General features: G+C 66.4%; 12 protein-coding genes. 3 read left to right on the top strand and 9 right to left on the bottom strand.

The annotated features are described in order from the left end of the window. Nucleotides 1-49: 49 nt before the first annotated feature. The 7 genes from AB0280_RS02455 to AB0280_RS02425 form a co-directional block, all read right to left on the bottom strand. Complete coding sequence (locus AB0280_RS02455) at nt 50-718, bottom strand: lysophospholipid acyltransferase family protein (RefSeq protein WP_224026036.1); 669 nt, start codon at nt 716-718, stop codon at nt 50-52. Next, complete coding sequence (locus tag AB0280_RS02450; RefSeq protein WP_224026035.1) at nt 705-1421, bottom strand: HAD hydrolase-like protein; 717 nt, start codon at nt 1419-1421, stop codon at nt 705-707. The genes AB0280_RS02455 and AB0280_RS02450 overlap by 14 nt, the downstream gene beginning before the upstream one ends. Nucleotides 1422-1500: 79 nt before the next feature. Then, on the bottom strand, nt 1501-4425 hold the full coding sequence (uvrA, locus tag AB0280_RS02445; RefSeq protein WP_224026034.1) for an excinuclease ABC subunit UvrA: 2925 nt from the start codon (nt 4423-4425) through the stop codon (nt 1501-1503). Nucleotides 4426-4472: 47 nt separating this feature from the next. Further along, entirely contained in the window at nt 4473-4853 is a 381-nt protein-coding gene (locus tag AB0280_RS02440; protein ID WP_159632068.1) for a GntR family transcriptional regulator, read from the bottom strand. Continuing rightward, nucleotides 4850-6661, bottom strand: coding sequence for an ABC transporter ATP-binding protein (locus AB0280_RS02435; RefSeq protein WP_366366115.1), 1812 nt, complete (start codon nt 6659-6661; stop codon nt 4850-4852). Before AB0280_RS02435 ends, AB0280_RS02440 begins: the two co-directional genes overlap by 4 nt. After that, the gene (locus AB0280_RS02430) at nt 6658-8400 is read right to left on the bottom strand and encodes an ABC transporter ATP-binding protein (RefSeq protein WP_159632070.1); all 1743 of its coding nucleotides are present in this window, start codon (nt 8398-8400) and stop codon (nt 6658-6660) included. The genes AB0280_RS02435 and AB0280_RS02430 overlap by 4 nt, the downstream gene beginning before the upstream one ends. 137 nt (nt 8401-8537) lie before the next feature. Further along, a complete protein-coding gene (locus AB0280_RS02425; RefSeq protein ID WP_307490126.1) occupies nt 8538-9317 on the bottom strand; it encodes a trans-aconitate 2-methyltransferase in 780 nt (259 codons plus the stop codon). A 97-nt stretch (nt 9318-9414) separates the two neighbouring features. Between AB0280_RS02425 and AB0280_RS02420 the strand changes: the two genes are divergently transcribed. The 3 genes from AB0280_RS02420 to AB0280_RS02410 all read left to right on the top strand — a co-directional run bounded on the left by AB0280_RS02420 (nt 9415) and on the right by AB0280_RS02410 (nt 13873). Further along, nucleotides 9415-11955, top strand: coding sequence for a DEAD/DEAH box helicase (locus tag AB0280_RS02420; RefSeq protein ID WP_307490124.1), 2541 nt, complete (start codon nt 9415-9417; stop codon nt 11953-11955). Nucleotides 11956-12018: 63 nt separating this feature from the next. Further along, nucleotides 12019-12534: a GNAT family N-acetyltransferase gene (locus AB0280_RS02415; protein WP_307490122.1), complete on the top strand. Its 516-nt coding sequence runs from the start codon at nt 12019-12021 to the stop codon at nt 12532-12534. Next, nucleotides 12521-13873 carry an alpha/beta fold hydrolase gene (locus tag AB0280_RS02410; RefSeq protein WP_307490120.1) on the top strand — a complete coding sequence of 451 codons (1353 nt, stop codon included), beginning with the start codon at nt 12521-12523 and terminating at the stop codon, nt 13871-13873. The genes AB0280_RS02415 and AB0280_RS02410 overlap by 14 nt, the downstream gene beginning before the upstream one ends. Here AB0280_RS02410 and AB0280_RS02405 read toward each other — a convergent pair. After that, nucleotides 13859-15286 carry an MFS transporter gene (locus tag AB0280_RS02405; protein WP_307490117.1) on the bottom strand — a complete coding sequence of 476 codons (1428 nt, stop codon included), beginning with the start codon at nt 15284-15286 and terminating at the stop codon, nt 13859-13861. The genes AB0280_RS02410 and AB0280_RS02405 overlap by 15 nt on opposite strands. Before the next feature lie 131 nt (nt 15287-15417). Then, entirely contained in the window at nt 15418-16446 is a 1029-nt protein-coding gene (locus tag AB0280_RS02400; RefSeq protein WP_159632075.1) for a TerC family protein, read from the bottom strand. Nucleotides 16447-16521 lie beyond the last annotated feature (75 nt).

The raw sequence follows: 16521 nt of genomic DNA, 5'->3' as shown, positions 1-16521 counted from the left end.
CAACCGGAGCATCCAGACCCGGTCCGGGCCTGCGTGCGGCGGTTTCCGGTTACTCGGCGGACTTGCTCTGGTTGTAACTGGCGGAGCGCTCCTGGCCGCTGAGGCCGGCGATTGCGTCCATGATCCTGTCCGTGACCTCGCGGCGGGCCGGCAGTGAGTGGTCCGGTCCCGTCTTGTCGAAGTACAGCGGCTCCCCCACCTTCATGGTGAAGTGCTGCGGCTTGACCCCTTTTTCGCCGGCACGCTGAAGCTTTTCGGTCCCGATCAGCCCGACGGGGATCACGGGCGCCCCGGTGGTGAGGGCCAGCCAGCCGACGCCGGTGCGTCCCCGGTAGAGGATGCCGTCGCGGGAGCGCGTGCCCTCGGGGTAGATGCCGATGCCGCGGCCGGACTCCAGGATGTCCAGCAGGGTTTTCAGTGCCTGGACGCTGGCTGCCTGCTCACCCCGCTCCACGGGGATGGAGCCGACGGATTCGAAAAAGGCTTTCATGACCTTGCCCTTGACGCCGCCCGTGGTGAAGTACTCGGCCTTGGCAAAGAAGGCAACCGGCCGCGGCATCAGGGCCTGGACGATCACGCTGTCGAAGAAGGACAGGTGGTTGGGTGCCACGATAAAGGGGCCATCGGCAGGGACGTTTTCGAGTCCGACGACGGTGGGCCGGCAGGTGCCGGCGATCAGGTTGCGCGTGGTCCAGCGGACGGCATCAAACATTTCCATCGTTGACCACCCCGCTCATGGCCGCGGTGTGGACCGCCTGCAGCCGCTCGATGACCGCTACCAGTTCCTCGCCCGTGCTGACGACCGCCACGGATCCGGCTTCCTCCAGCTCCCCGTCGGGCGCGAATCCCCAGACAACTCCGATGCAGTCCAGCCCGTTGGCGATGGCACCGGACACGTCCTGGGCGCGGTCGCCCACCATGATCGCGTGCTGGGTATCCAGGTCCCTCAGGGCGGCGGCGATGATCTGGGTCTTGCCCAGGGGGACGCCTTCCACCAGCGTTTCGTCGTCGGCAGAGCCGTGGATGCCGTGGAAGAGGCCGTCGATGCCGTGGTGTGCCAGGACTTTATGCGCCAGCCGCTGGGGCTTTTGCGTTGCCACAGCAACGGGCCGTCCCGCCGCCGCGAAGGATTCCAGGATTTCCCGGATACCGGGGTAGAGCCGGCTCTGGGCAATTCCCCTGGCGACGTAGTGTTCGCGGTACCGGTGGACCACCTCTTCCAGGCGTTCCGCGGGCACATTTGCCACGTTGAGCAGGGAATCGCTCAGCTTGGGGCCAATCATCGAATCGAGCAGGTCCTGGCCGGGAACCGGGAGCCCCAGCCCGCGGAGGGCTGAGGCAATCCCTTCAGTTATTCCACCGGCCGGATCGACAAGAGTGCCGTCCAGGTCAAAGATCACGGGCACTGTTGTTGAAGTCACCGGGTTAGTTTCTCACGACAGCAGGAATGCCTGAAACTCGCATTCCCTTCCAGGAATACTTCCGTGCAGTTTCCGTCGGTCAGCCGAGTATTTCGGCCAGGAACTTTCCGGTGTGGCTGGTGGAGGACTTGGCCACCTGCTCCGGCGTTCCCGCCGCGACGATCTGGCCGCCGCCGGAGCCGCCGTCCGGCCCGAGGTCCACCAGCCAGTCGGCGCTCTTGATGACGTCCAGGTTGTGTTCGATGGTGATCACCGTGTTGCCCTTGTCCACCAGCCCCTGCAGGACCATGAGCAGCTTCCGGATGTCCTCGAAGTGCAGGCCTGTGGTTGGCTCGTCCAGGACGTAGATGCTGCGGCCGTTGGACCGCTTCTGCAGTTCTGCCGCAAGCTTGACCCGTTGAGCCTCACCGCCGGAGAGGGTGGTGGCAGGCTGGCCCAGGCGGACGTAGCCCAGTCCCACGTCCACCAGGGTGTTCAGGTGGCGTGCAATGGGTGAGAACGCCGCAAAGAACTCCGCGCCCTCCTCGATGGGCATGTTGAGGACGTCGGCGATGGTCTTGCCCTTGTAATGCACCTCCAAAGTTTCCCGGTTGTAGCGGGCACCGTGGCACACCTCGCACGGCACGTAGACGTCCGGCAGGAAGTTCATCTCGATCTTCAGGGTGCCGTCACCGGAGCATGCCTCGCAGCGGCCGCCCTTGACGTTGAAGGAGAACCGCCCGGGAAGGTAGCCGCGCACCTTGGCCTCGGTGGTCTCGGCGAAGAGCTTGCGAATGTTGTCGAATACGCCCGTGTACGTGGCCGGGTTGGACCGCGGGGTACGGCCGATGGGGCTTTGGTCCACGTGGACCACCTTGTCCAGGTGCTCCAGGCCCTGGACGGTCTTGTGCCGGCCCGCCACCTGCTTGGCCCCGTTGAGTTTGTTCGCCAGCACCTTGTAGAGGATCTCGTTGACGAGCGTGGACTTGCCCGAACCACTGACGCCGGTGACCGCGGTGAAGAGTCCCAGCGGGAAGGCGGCGTCGACGTTCACGAGGTTGTTCTCCCGCGCGCCCACCACTTTGATCTCACGCTTTTTGTCGTATTTACGGCGCTTCTTCGGTACCTCGATGGCCTTGCGGCCGGACAGGTAGTCGCCGGTCAGCGATTCCTTGTTGTCCAGCAGCTCCTTGTAGGTCCCGGAGTGGACAACCTGGCCGCCGTGCTCGCCGGCGCCCGGTCCGATGTCAACGATCCAGTCGGCAACGTGGATGGTGTCTTCGTCATGCTCAACGACGATGAGGGTGTTCCCCATGTCGCGGAGCCGGGTGAGGGTTTCGATCAGCCGGCGGTTGTCCCGCTGGTGCAGGCCGATGGAGGGTTCGTCCAGGACGTAGAGGACACCCACCAGGCCGGAGCCGATCTGGGTGGCGAGCCTGATGCGCTGTGCTTCGCCGCCGGAGAGGGTGGCGGACGGACGCTCGAGGTTGAGGTACTCCAGGCCAACGTCCAGGAGGAACGTCAGCCGGGCCTGGATCTCCTTGAGGACCTGGTGGGCGATCTGGGCTTCGCGCCCGGTCAACACCAGGTTGTTCAGGAACTCCGCGCAGTCCCGCATGGGCAACGCGGCTACCTCGGCGATGGACTTGCCGTTGATCAGCACCGACAAGGATGCGGGGTTGAGGCGTGCGCCGTTGCAGGCGGGGCAGGGAACCTGCCGCATGTATTCCTCGTAGCGGTCGCGGGCCCAGTCCGAATCGGTTTCGCCATGCTTGCGGTGGACGTACTGGATGGCGCCTTCGAACCCGGTGCTGTACTTGCGTTCGCGGCCAAAGCGGTTGCGGTACTGCACCACCACCTTGTGGTCCTTGCCGTGCAGGATGGTCTGGCGTACATCCTTGCCCAGCTTCTCCCACGGCGTGGCCATGGAGAAGCCCACTTCCTTGGCCAGGCCTTCCAGGAGCCGGTTCCAGTACTCGGTGGTGGCGGTGCCCAGCGACCATGGTGCGATGGCGCCCTCCGACAGGGACAGCTCCGGGTTGGGCACGATGAGTTCCTCATCAACCTCAAGCCGGGTGCCGATTCCGCTGCAGGCGGCGCAGGCGCCGAACGGGTTGTTGAACGAGAACGAGCGGGGCTCGATCTCATCGATGGCAAGCGGGTGCTCGTTGGGGCATGCAAGGTTTTCGGAGAACGCCCGGATCCGTCCGGGCGCATCGGCTTCGAGGTCCACGAATTCAGCCAGGACCCGGCCCTCGGACAGCCCAAGGGCCGTTTCGATGGAGTCCGTGAGCCGCTGGCTGATGCCTTCCTTGACCACCAGGCGGTCCACCACTACTTCGATGGTGTGCTTGAACTGCTTGCCCAGCTTGGGGGGATCGCTCAGCTGGACCAGGTTGCCGTCCACCCGTGCCCGCGAGTATCCCTTGGCCGTCAGTTCCTTGAAGAGGTCCACGAACTCGCCCTTGCGTCCGCGCACCACCGGTGCCAGGACCTGGAAGCGTGTGCCCTCGTCGAGTTCAAGGAGCTGGTCCACGATCTGCTGCGGGGTCTGCTTGGACACCGGCTCGCCGCACACCGGGCAATGCGGCCTGCCGACACGGGCCCACAACAGGCGCATGTAGTCGTAGATTTCGGTGATGGTGCCCACCGTTGACCGCGGGTTCTTGCTGGTGGATTTCTGGTCGATGGAGACCGCCGGAGAGAGGCCTTCGATGAAATCGACGTCGGGCTTATCCACCTGGCCCAGGAACTGGCGTGCGTAAGCGGAGAGGGACTCAACGTAGCGCCGCTGGCCTTCGGCGAAGATGGTGTCGAATGCCAGCGAGGACTTCCCGGAGCCCGAGAGGCCGGTGAAGACGATCATGGCATCACGCGGCAGGTCGAGGTCCACGTTGCGCAGGTTGTGCTCCCGCGCGCCCTTCACCACGAGGCGGGAGAGGTCCGGACGCTGCGGGGAAGCAGCAGGGGGGACTGCGAGGGAAGTGGCGGGGGCAGGGGTTTCTTCAGCTAAGGCTTTAGGCACCCCATAATGCTAATCGAAAACTTTTTCGAACACCGACGGTTCCGCCCTCAGGGAACATCGTAGGCGGCAGCGAGGATCTTCACGGCCTCGGCGAAGCTGGCGCCCTGGGATTTGGCGACCGCGGCATAGGCGGCAGCGGCCTCGGACAGGCCTCCCAGCCTTTCGTCGCGTGCCGAGACCACGGTCCCGTTGCGTCCCCGGGTGGCAACGATACCCGCCGCCTCCAGTTCCTTGTACGCCCTTGCCACGGTGTGCGGGGCGACGTCGAGTTTCTCTGCAAGTGCCCGCACCGCAGGGAGCCGGGTGCCTGGCGCCAGTGCGCCGTTGTCCGCCAGATGGATGACCTGGAGCCGCAGCTGTTCGAACAGCGCCACACTGCTGGCAGGATTGGGCCGCCAGGAACCGGGAAACTCTCCTGCGGCGCTCACAGGCCGCCCTCCAGGACCTCTGCCCTGCCGTCCCGTTCGGCGAACTGGGCGTTGTACAGCTTGGCGTAGTAACTGTTGGCGGCCAGCAGGCTTGCGTGCGTACCCTGCTCGACGATGCGTCCGTGGTCCATGACGAGAATTAGATCAGCGTTGCGGATAGTGGACAAACGGTGGGCGATCATGAAGCTCGTCCGTCCGTGGCGGAGCCTCTGCATCGCCTGGCGTATGAGCAGTTCTGTCCTGGAGTCCACGGAACTGGTTGCTTCATCCAGGACCAGGACGGCCCGCCCGGCAAGCTGCGCCCTGGCGATGGTGAGCAGTTGCCGCTGGCCCTGGCTGAGCGGTTCCCCGCCGTTTTCCAGCACCGTGCCGTAGCCGTGCGGCAGCGACCTGATGAAGCGGTCCGCGTGGGTGGCCTCCGCGGCAGCGACGATGGCAGCATCCGGCGCGCCCGGCAGGCCGTAGGCGATGTTTTCGCGGATGCTGCCGTCGAAGAGCCAGGAATCCTGGAGGACCACACCGAACTGCGCCCGCAACTGGTCCCGGGGAATTGCCGCAATGTCCTGCCCGCCCATGGTGATCAGGCCGGATGAGGGTTCCAGGAACCGCATGAGGAGATTCACCACGGTACTCTTGCCTGCGCCCGTGTGTCCCACGATGGCGACAGCCTGTCCCGGCTCCACGGTGAAGGTGAGGTTGCGGACGGCGGGCACGGATCCTGGGTAGCCGAAGGTGACGTCATGGAAGGTGATGCGGCCGTCTGCCGGCGCGGCGGCATCCTGCCCGCCCGGCTCCGGCGGGTCTTCGCCGGCGTCCAGGAGCACGAAGACCCTGGCGGCCGACGCCGCGCAGGACTGCATGACGTTCAACAGGCCGCCGATCTGGCCCACCGGCTGGGTGAACAGCCGGCTGAACTGGATGAAGGCCTGGACTCCCCCGATGGTCAAGGCGCCCGCGATGACCTGCAGGGCCCCCACCACGGCAACCGCGATGTAGTTGAGGTTGGACATCAGCACCATCAGTGGCTGGACCACCCCGGCTGAGTACTGGGCCTTGGCTGCCGCCCGCGCCAGGCGTCCGTTGCTGCGGGTAAAGACGTCCGCCGCCTGTTCCTGCCGGCCAAAAGCCTTGATGACTTCGTGGCCACTGATGAATTCCTCCACGTGGCTGTTCAGTTCCCCGGTCTCTTTCCACTGCCGGGCGAAATGCTCCTGGGACCGCCTGGCCACCAGGACGGTGATCAATGTGGAGACGGGGACGGTGGCAATGGCGATGGCCGCGAGCAGCGGTGAGATCCACAGCATCATGGCCAGCGAGCCGCACAGCATCAGGACCGACACGATGAGCTGGGTCAGGACCTGGTTCAGGGCCTGGGCGATGTTGTCGATGTCGTTGGTGGCACGGCTCAGCACGTCACCGCGGGAGCGTTCGCGGAAGTAGGTGGAGGGCAGCCGGTGCAGCTTGTCCTCCACGGATGCGCGCAGGCCGTACATGAGTCCCTGCACGGCCCGGGCGGTCAATGCGCCCTGGACCCAGTTGAACAGGGAAGCGAAGACGTACATCATGGCCACCGCTGCCAGGAGGATTCCGAGGCGTTGGTCCAGGCTGCCCTGGAGGACGCCCTCCACCACCTCGTCGGTGGCATCACCGAGGTACTTGGGTGCCGCGACGTTGAGGACGGCAAAGGCACAGGTGGATCCCACGGCTCCGAGCATCTGGAGCCGGAAGGGGCGCAGGAGGCCCAGGAGCCTGCCGGCCGTCGGCCAGAACCTGTACGCCGTTTCCCCGGCTTCTTTCCCTGCGGTCACAGCGTGCCGTCCAGCGCCAGCTGGGATTCGGCAATCTCGCGGTAGGTGGCGGACGTTTCCAGCAACTCCCGGTGCGTTCCCTGCGCAACGAGGCGGCCGTCGTCGAGCACCAGGATCAGGTCCGCGTCCTCCACGGCTGAAATGCGCTCGGCCACGATGACCACCGTCGCGGCGGCGAGCGCCTGCCCCAGGGCCTGCCGCAGCCTGGTGTCCGTGTCGTAGTCGAGGGCGGAGAAGCTGTCGTCAAAAAGGTAGAGGGGTGCCTTGCGCAACAGCGCCCTGGCGATACACAGCCTTTGCCGCTGCCCGCCTGACAGGCTGGCGCCTCCCTGGCCTACGGGGGTGGCAAGCCCCAGCGGGAGGTCACCCATGAACCGCATGGTCTGCGCCGTTTCCAGGGCCGCCCAAAGTTCCCCGTCCGTGGCACCGGGCGCGGCCATCCGCAGGTTGTCGGCGATGGTGCCGGTGAACAGGTGGGAATGCTGGGGCACGATGGCCATCGCTGCGCGCAGCTGGTCCAGGGGCACGTCCCTGATGTCATGGCCGCCCAGGGAGATGCGGCCTTTTGTGGGGTCGAGGAACCGTGGAATCAGGTTCAGCAGCGTGGTCTTGCCGCTCCCGGTCGCGCCCACGATTGCGGTGGTGGTACCGGGAGCGGCGGTAAAGCTGATGTCCGCAAGCACGGGAGCCTCTGCTCCCGGGTAGGAGAAGCCAACGCCCTGGAAGGCCAGGGTCGCCGGCTGCGAAAGGTCCGGCCGGAACTGCTGCGGGCCGGCCGGGCTGCTGACGGAGGGCTCGGTGTCCAGCACCGCCTGGATACGTTCGGCGCAGACGGCGGCCCGCGGCGCCGTCATCAGCACATACATGGACATCATGATTGCCAGCAGGATCTGCATGATGTAGGCGATGAAGGCCGTGAGCGCTCCAAGGTTCATGAGTCCCGACTGGATGCGGTGGCCGCCGAACCACACCACGGCAACCGAACTGGTGTTGACCACCAGCATGATCATTGGCAGCATCCCGGCGACCAGGAGCGCCGACCGGAGGTTGTTGGCGGTCAGGCGGGCGTTGACCGCCGCGAAACGCCGCCCTTCATGGCCCTGGCGGACAAAGGCACGGATCACATCCACACCGATGATCTGTTCGCGCAGGATTCCCCCGGACCGGTCCAGCAGTTCCTGGCCCTCCCGGTAGAGCGGAATGAGCCGGCGGACGATCAAGTACATGATCAGCAGCAGCAGGGGCACGATGACGATGACGACGACGGACAGCACCACGTCCTGCTGGACAGCCAGCACTATCCCGCCAATGCCCATGGCCGGGCCTGCGAAGAGCATGGTAAAAACCAGCAGGGCGAACGCCTGGATCTGCTGGACATCATTCGTGGCGCGGGTGGTCAGGCTTTGGGTTCCGAACAGGGCCACGTCCTGGGAGGACAGCGTCTGGATCCGGCTGAACACCTCCGCCCGCAGGCGGTGCCCGATACTCATGGCAACGACGGCGCCGAGGTAGCCAGCCGCGATGGCGGACGCTGCCTGGACCACGGCAATGGCGGCCATGAGCATGCCGAGCCGTGAGATCACGCCGGGCTCGCCCGCCACGATCCCGTCATCGATGATGGCCGCGTTCACGGTGGGCAGCAACAGGTTCGCCCCCGCCTGGACCAGCTGGAGCACAACGATCGCCCACAACTGCGCGTGTTTGCCGGCAAGCTGCCGCTTTAAGAGTCCGACCAGCAAAATACCCCCTGCAGATGCCTACGGCCGAAGAGGGGGCCAGCGGCTTGACCCCTGAAGCACAGTGGCCATTGTAAGCCAGATCACTTTCGGGCGCTGTCACGCCGTGTGACGCGCTGGAAAACATGGCGTCCGGGCCCCTACTCCTCCTTGCGGCCGACGGCAAAGATCCGCCGGAATGGATAGACCGTGCCGTGCGCACCCTGGGGGTAGGCCGCCCGCAGGGCGGCTGCGTACTCCTCCTCGAAATTCCTGGCGTCGTCGTCGCCGAGGACCGCCATAACCGGGCGCAGTGCCGTGCCGCGGACCCACTCCAGGACGGGGTCCGGCCCCTGCAGGACCTGCTGGTAGCTCGTTTCCCAGGCATCCGCCGCGCAGCCGGCGTCGAGCAGGATGCCCAGGTAGTCCGCGGGCTCCCCCACCGACTCCCCGCCGCGGAGCACGCCGCCCAGCCTGGCCGCCCAACGGCCGGACGCCGCGAGTTCCCGCATCAGGGAATGCGAGGGGGCGTTGAAGTTGCCCGGCACCTGCATGGCGAACCAGGATCCCGGCCGGAGGGCCTTCAGCCACCTGCGCATCAGGTCCTGGTGGCCGGGGACCCACTGCAGGGCCGCGTTGCTCACCACGACGTCCGTCTCCCCAGTGGGCATCCATTCGGCGATGTCGGCATGTTCGAACCTCAGGGCGGGGACGGCCTGCGCCAGCGGCGCGGCCTTTGCCAACATCTCCGCGGAGGAATCCAGGCCAACCACCTGGGCGCCGGGCCAGCGTTCGGCCAGGGCAGCTGTCAGGTTCCCCGGCCCGCAGCCAAGGTCGACCACCCGCGCGGGGCGGTCAGCATGGATCCGGCCAGTCAGGTCGAAGAACGGCCTGTTCCGGTGGTCATCGAATTTGACGTACTTTGCGGGGTCCCATTTCATGATCTTCTCCAGGTTCTGGCATGCACGGCGGCCAGGCGTAGCCTAACCCGGCCCGACCGCCTGATCCGCACGCAACGTGGCACTAAGGTTTAAGTCAATGAAACTCGTTGACCAGCTGAACGATCTGTCCGTCCCCAACGCCGCCGCCGTCGACCCCGACGCCCTTTACACCCGGTTCGTGGAGTGGACGGAAACCCGTGGCCTGTCGCTGTACCCGGCCCAGGACGAGGCCATCATGGAGCTGGCGACGGGCGCGAACGTCATCCTGGCCACGCCAACGGGGTCCGGAAAGTCGCTGGTGGCCATCGCCGCGCACTTCCAGGCCATGGCCCAGGGACGGCGGAGCTACTACACCGCCCCGATCAAGGCGCTGGTGTCCGAAAAGTTCTTTGCGCTCTGCGACATCTTCGGCGCCGAGAACGTGGGCATGATCACCGGTGACTCCGGGGTCAACCAGGATGCACCCATCATCTGCTGCACCGCGGAGATCCTGGCCAACATCGCATTGCGGGAGGGCGCTGCAGCCGAACTCGGCGCAGTGATCATGGACGAGTTCCATTTCTACTCCGACCCGCAGCGCGGCTGGGCATGGCAGGTCCCGCTCCTGGAGCTTCCGCAGGCACAGTTCCTGCTGATGTCCGCCACCCTGGGCGACGTCACCCGGTTCGAGGAGGGGCTGACGGCGCTGACGGGCCGGCCCACCACCACGGTCAGTTCTGCCGAGCGGCCCATTCCGCTGCACTACTACTACCACCAGACCCCGGTCCACGAGACGCTGGAGGAACTGCTCTCCACCAGGCAGGTGCCGGTCTACGTAGTGCATTTCAGCCAGCTTGAGGCGATCGACCGAGCCCAGAACCTGATGAGCATCAACATGTGCACCCGGGAGGAAAAGGACAGGATCGCAGAGCTCATTGCCAATTTCCGGTTCGCCGCCGGGTTCGGCAAGACGCTGAACCGGCTGGTGCGCCACGGCATCGGGGTACACCACGCCGGCATGCTGCCCAAGTACCGCCGGCTGGTGGAGCAGCTGGCCCAGGCGGGACTTTTGAAGGTGATCTGCGGGACGGACACGCTGGGCGTCGGTATCAACGTCCCCATCCGCACCGTGCTGCTCACCGCCCTGAGCAAATACGACGGCGTCCGCACCCGCCTGCTTAACCCACGTGAGTTCCACCAGATTGCGGGCAGGGCCGGCAGGGCGGGCTATGACACCGCCGGGACGGTGGTGGTGCAGGCACCCGAGCACGTGGTCGAGAACGTCAAGGCCATGGCGAAGGCCACGGCCAAGTTCGGTGACGACCAGAAGAAACTCCGCCAGGTGGTCAAGAAGAAGCCGCCCGAGGGTTTTGTTTCCTGGGGTGCGCCCACGTTCAAGCGGCTGGTGGAATCTGTCCCCGACCCCCTGACGTCAAGCTTCACGGTGACGCACGCCATGCTGATGAACCTGATGGAACGGCCCGGCGACCCTTTCGCCGCGGCCAGGCGGCTGCTCACCGAAAACCACGAGCCGCGCTCCTCCCAGCTGCGGCTCATGAAGAAGGCGCTGGGCATCTACCGCGAACTCCTCGCCGCCGAAGTCATCGAGCGGATCCCGCCGGAGGAGCAGGGGCCGGATGGCCGCACGGTCCGCCTGACCGTGCACCTGCAGGCCAACTTCGCGCTGAACCAGCCGCTCTCCCCCTTCGCACTTGCCGCACTGGACCTCCTTGACCCGGAGTCGCCGTCGTACGCCCTGGACGTGGTGTCCGTCATCGAGGCGACCCTGGAGAAACCGCGGCAGATCCTGTCGGCGCAGCAAAAGAAGGCCCGCGGCGAGGCAGTGGCGGCCATGAAGGCCGACGGCATCGAGTATGACCAGCGGATGGCCATGCTGGACGAGGTCACCTACCCCCAGCCTCTCGCCGACATCCTGGGCGAAGCGTTCGAGGTGTACCGTAAGGCCGCACCGTGGGTGGGCGACTTTGAGCTCGCCCCCAAGTCCGTGGTCCGCGACATGTACGAGCGCGCCATGAACTTTGGCGAATTCGTCCAGTTCTACGGCCTGGCCAGGTCCGAAGGCATCGTGCTGCGGTACCTCGCGGATGCCTTCAAAGCGCTGCGCCAGACCGTTCCCCAGGACATGCTCCGTGAGGACCTCGAAGACCTTGTTGCATGGCTGGGTGAGCTGGTCCGGCAGGTGGACTCCAGCCTGCTGGACGAGTGGGAGGAGCTGACGTCCGGTGCGGCGCCGACCCCCCACGACGCGCCGCCGCCCCCGCCGCCGTCGCTCACCTCGAACATCCGCGCGTTCCGGGTGATGGTGCGCAACGAGATGTTCCGCCGCGTGGAACTTTTCGCCGACGAGGACGCCACCGCGCTGGGAGAGCTCGACGCCGGCTCCGGCTGGGGTGCCGAGCGCTGGGAAGATGCGCTGGACGACTACTTCGACGAACACGACGACATCGGGACGGGACCGGATGCGCGGGGTCCCGGCCTGCTCATCATCACCGAAGAACCGGGGACCTGGAAGGTCCGCCAGATCTTCGACGACCCGGCGGGCAACCACGACTGGGGCATTTCGGCGGAGGTGGACCTGGCGGACTCCGACGCGACCGGAACGGCGGTGGTGAGGGTGACGGATGTGAACCGGCTCTAGCCCCGGACCGGCCCTTCGCTTGCCCTGCGGCGGTACCGCCGGACCCGGCGGTAAGCTCGAACAATGAGTGTAATCCGCCCCGCAACCCGGCACGACGTTCCCGCCATCCTCCGCATGATCCACGAGCTGGCGCATTACGAGAAGGAACCCGACGCCGTCCGGAACACACCGGAATTGCTGGAGCAGGCCCTCTTCGGCGACAACCCGCGGATCTTCGCTGCCATGGCTGAGGACGCGGCGGGCAGCGTGCAGGGCTTTGCGCTGTGGTTCCTGAACTACTCCACCTGGGAAGGCGTCCACGGGATCTACCTGGAAGACCTTTACGTCAGCCCGGAAGCACGGGGCGAGGGGCATGGCAAGGCCCTGCTGCAGCACCTTGCCGCCATCGCCGTGGAGAACGGCTACGCGCGCGTGGAATGGAGCGTGCTGGACTGGAACGAGCCCTCCATCAATTTCTACCGCCGCCTTGGTGCCCGCCCCATGGACGGGTGGTCCACCTTCCGGCTCACCGGCGAGGCGCTGGACCAGTTTGGACGTGCAGCCTCCCGCGGCTCCCTTTCCGCCCATGCCCAGGGCTGACGTGCGCCGGGCAGCAGTCCCCGCTGCGGGCCATGAGGTCAGGGCGACGCACGAATTCCGTGGCATGCGCACCGTGGAGCACTACTTCACGGTCCCCCTGGACCATTCCGCACCGTCCGACGGCTCCGCAGAGACCATCACGGTATTCGCCCGCGAGTATGTCTCGGCGGCGCACAGCGCGGAAGCGGCCGCACAGCTGCCCTGGCTCCTCTTCCTGCAGGGCGGCCCGGGCGGCCGCGGCAACAGGTGGGGCTCCCTGGGCGGCTGGAGCAAAGCCGCCGCCCAGGACTTCCGCATCCTGATGCTGGACCAGCGCGGCACGGGGCTCTCGACGCCCATCGACCGCAGGACCTTGCCCGCCCGCGGGTCCGCTGCCGAACAGGCGGCCTACCTGGAGCACTTCAGGGCCGATTCGATCGTGGCGGACGCGGAGCTGATCCGCCGTGCCCTGGAATCACCTGCCTGGACCATCTACGGCCAAAGCTATGGCGGCTTCTGCGCCCTGACGTACCTGTCCTTCGCCCCCGAAGGACTGCGCGAAGCCCTCATCACCGGCGGCCTGGCACCTCTCACGGGCAGCGCGGACGACGTCTACCGGGCCACCTTCCAGCGCGTAGCGGCACGGAACGACGAATACTTCGGCTGGTATCCGGAGGACCGGGACGCAGTGGAGCGGATAGCGCGCCACCTGCGCTGCACACCGGAACTCCTGCCCGACGGCAGTCCCCTCACCGTGGAGCGGTTCCAGATGGCCGGTGCATTCCTGGGCGGCAACACCCGGGTGGACAGCCTGCATTACCTGCTGGAGGACGCGTTCGTGGACACCCCCGGTGGTCCCAGGCTGTCCGACACTTTCCTGGAGCAGCTCACCGGTGTGGTGTCCCGCCGCTCCAACCCGCTGTACGCCCTGATGCATGAATCCATTTACGGCCAGGAGCAGGCCACCAACTGGTCAGCCTGGCGGATGCTCGGCGAGAATCCCTGGTTCAGGCCCGACGCCGAACCACTGCTGCTGACCGGCGAAATGGTGTACCCGTGGTACTTCGAGCAGGACCCCGCACTCCAGCCGCTCCGGGAGGTGGCTGACCTGCTGGCCGCAAAGCAGGATTGGAAGCCGCTGTACGACCCGGAGGTGCTGGCCGCCAACACCGTTCCCGTGGCAGCGGCGGTCTACTCGGACGACATCTACGTTGACCGGGACCTTTCCCTGCGCACGGCAGCTGCGGTGCGCGGGCTGCAGGTCTGGGAGACGGCCGACTTCCACCATGACGGGATCGCCGACGACGGCGAGAGGATCTTCGCCCGCCTCCTGGGCATGACCCGCTCAGGCGGCCGCTGACCGCCGGTGTGACGTGCGGCTTACGACGGCGGCGGCCAGGACGGCCGCCCCGATGGTACCGCCCAGCAGGTTGAGGCCGAGGTAGCCGGCAAAGCCCAGGACCAGTCCGGACACGGCGCCTCCCAGGGCACCTGCGGCGCCCATCAGCATGTCGGAGACGCCTTGGACAGCCACCCGGGCGTCCTGGCCAACGCTCTCGGCGAGCAGGGTGGAGCCGGAAATCGTGGCCGCGGACCAGCCCATGCCCAGCAGGACCAGTCCTGCGGCCACTGCGCCGGTCGAGGCCTGGCCGAACCCGGCAACGGCGACGGCGGCGATCAGCAGCGCGAAGCCGATCATGATGGTCTCTATCCGGCCCGCCCTGTCAGTCAGCCAACCCATGACCGGGGAGAGCGCGAACATGCCTGCGATGTGCAGCGAGATGGTGAAGCCGATGATGACCAGCACGTCCCCCTCGGCGATGTGGCCGGCATGCGGGCCCGGTCCTTCCACCAGGTGCTGCAGGTGCAGCGGGGTCATGGACATGACACCCACCATGACTGCGTGCGCTGCCACAACGCCGGCGACGGCCAGCAGTGCCATCCGGGAGCTGCGGATAGCCCGCAGTCCACGGTCCAGCGAGCCCCGCGCGGCCGCTGCGGCGGGCTGGGTCCTTGCCGGTGGTGAGCCTTCCGGTTGGGCGCCTTCCATTTCGGCACCTTCCGGGGCCGTGCCGGCGGCAGGGGTGGTGGAAAGCGCGCCGCTTCCCCGTTCCGCCGTGGGGGCATTGTTGGCCGCGGCGAGGCGGCGTGCCAGCAGCAGCGGGTCCGGGCGAAGACCGGCGAACAGCAGCACGGCGGCGATGAGGAGCCCGGCCCCGGAGATCACGAACGGTCCCGCGATGGGCGGCAGCCCCAGCGCAGTTCCCACCGCCGTTCCGGGCTGGATCAGGTTGGGGCCTGCCACGGCACCGACTGTTACCGCCCAGACCACGGTGGACAAGGCCCGCCCGCGGTGCTCGGGGGCAGCGAGATCCACCGCGGCAAACCGAGCCTGCAGGGTCGCTGCCGTGCCGATGCCGATGCCTGCCGAGCCCACGACCAGCAGGACGAAGAGCCCGGTGACAACGGCCAGGACCATGAGGACCGCCCCTGCCAGCGCCGCCGAAAGGCCGGCCACCTGGCCCGCCCGGCGCCCACGCCGTTCCGCCAGCGATGCCAACGGCAGGGCTGCGGCCGCCGCCCCGAGGGTCATCACCGTGGCCACGGAGCCCGCCCAGGCACTGGAGCCGGACAGCTCGACGGCCAGGATGGAACCAATGGACACGGTCGATCCCGTCCCGAGTCCACCGAACACCTGGGCCACGCTCAAGAGCAAAACGGTACGTCGCTGCACCTGGCGCGCGCCCTGATCCATCACAAGCGTGCGGGCCATGATCTGAGCATAGTCCTGCGCCGGCTAGACCCACAGGGGTGCGGAACCCGTCCGTCCTGCGGAGGCTTAAAGGGGTAATCCCGGCGGCTCAGGCGGCCGGGATTACCGGAGGGGAATGCGCCGGGGCGCGCCTACTCGGCGTCGCTGTGGCTCTTCCGGGCGTCCTCTTCAAGCCGCGGATCCACCGTGGCAGCCTGGGCTTTGGAGCTGAGCAGGCTGGCGACGACGGCGACGATGATGGTGCCCACAATCACGGCGAGGGAGACGAAGGTGGGGATCTCAGGTGCCCACTCGATGTGCTGTCCGCCGTTGATGAAGGGAAGCTCGTTGACGTGCATGGCGTGCAGGACAAGCTTGACGCCGATGAACGCAAGGATGAAGGACAGGGCGTGCTTGAGGTAGATGAGCCGGTTCATCAGGCCACCCAGCAGGAAGTACAGCTGCCGCAGGCCCATCAGCGCGAACAGGTTGGCGGTGAAGACAATGAAGGGGCTTTGGGTCAGGCCGAAGATCGCGGGGATGGAGTCAACTGCGAACAGCAGGTCCGTGAGGCCGATGGTGACGAAGACGATCACCATGGGGGTGAAGACCTTCTTGCCGTTGACCACGGTACGGAGCTTGCCGCCGTCGAACTTCTCCGACATCGGGATGACCTTGCGGATCTTCGCTATCAGCGGGTTCTCCCGGTCCTCTTCCTCTTCACCCTCGTCCTGGGCCTGCTTCCAGGCCGTCCACAGCAGGAACGCGCCGAAGATGTAGAACACCCAGCTGAACTGTTCGATGACGATGGCGCCCAGGAGGATGAAGATACCGCGCAGGATGAGCGCGATGATGATGCCCACCATCAACACTTCCTGCTGGTACTTCCGGGGCACGGAGAACCTGGCCATGATGATGATGAAGACGAACAGGTTGTCGATGCTGAGGCTGTACTCGGTCACCCAGCCGGCGACGAACTGGCTGCCGAATTCGGGCCCGGTAAAAGCGAACATGGCACCGGCGAAGGCCAGGGCAAGGGTGACGTAGAAGGCCACCCACAGACCGGCCTCCTTCATGGACGGCTCATGCGGGCGCCGCACCACCAGAAGGAGATCGATCAGGAGAATCAGGCCGAGGACGGCAAATGAGCCAACCTCGAACCATACGGGCAAGTCGAGCACAGGGCAGCCTTTCGCAGGGTACACAAAATGGTGTAAGTCTCTCCGGCCTGCCTGTGCACTTGGTGCTGATGTGGC

The organism is Pseudarthrobacter sp. 902506025, assembly GCF_040702325.1.
Classification (GTDB): Bacteria; Actinomycetota; Actinomycetes; order Actinomycetales; family Micrococcaceae; genus Arthrobacter.
Note: the sequence above shows the minus strand (reverse complement) of the source record. Positions and strands in the feature narration are given on the sequence as shown.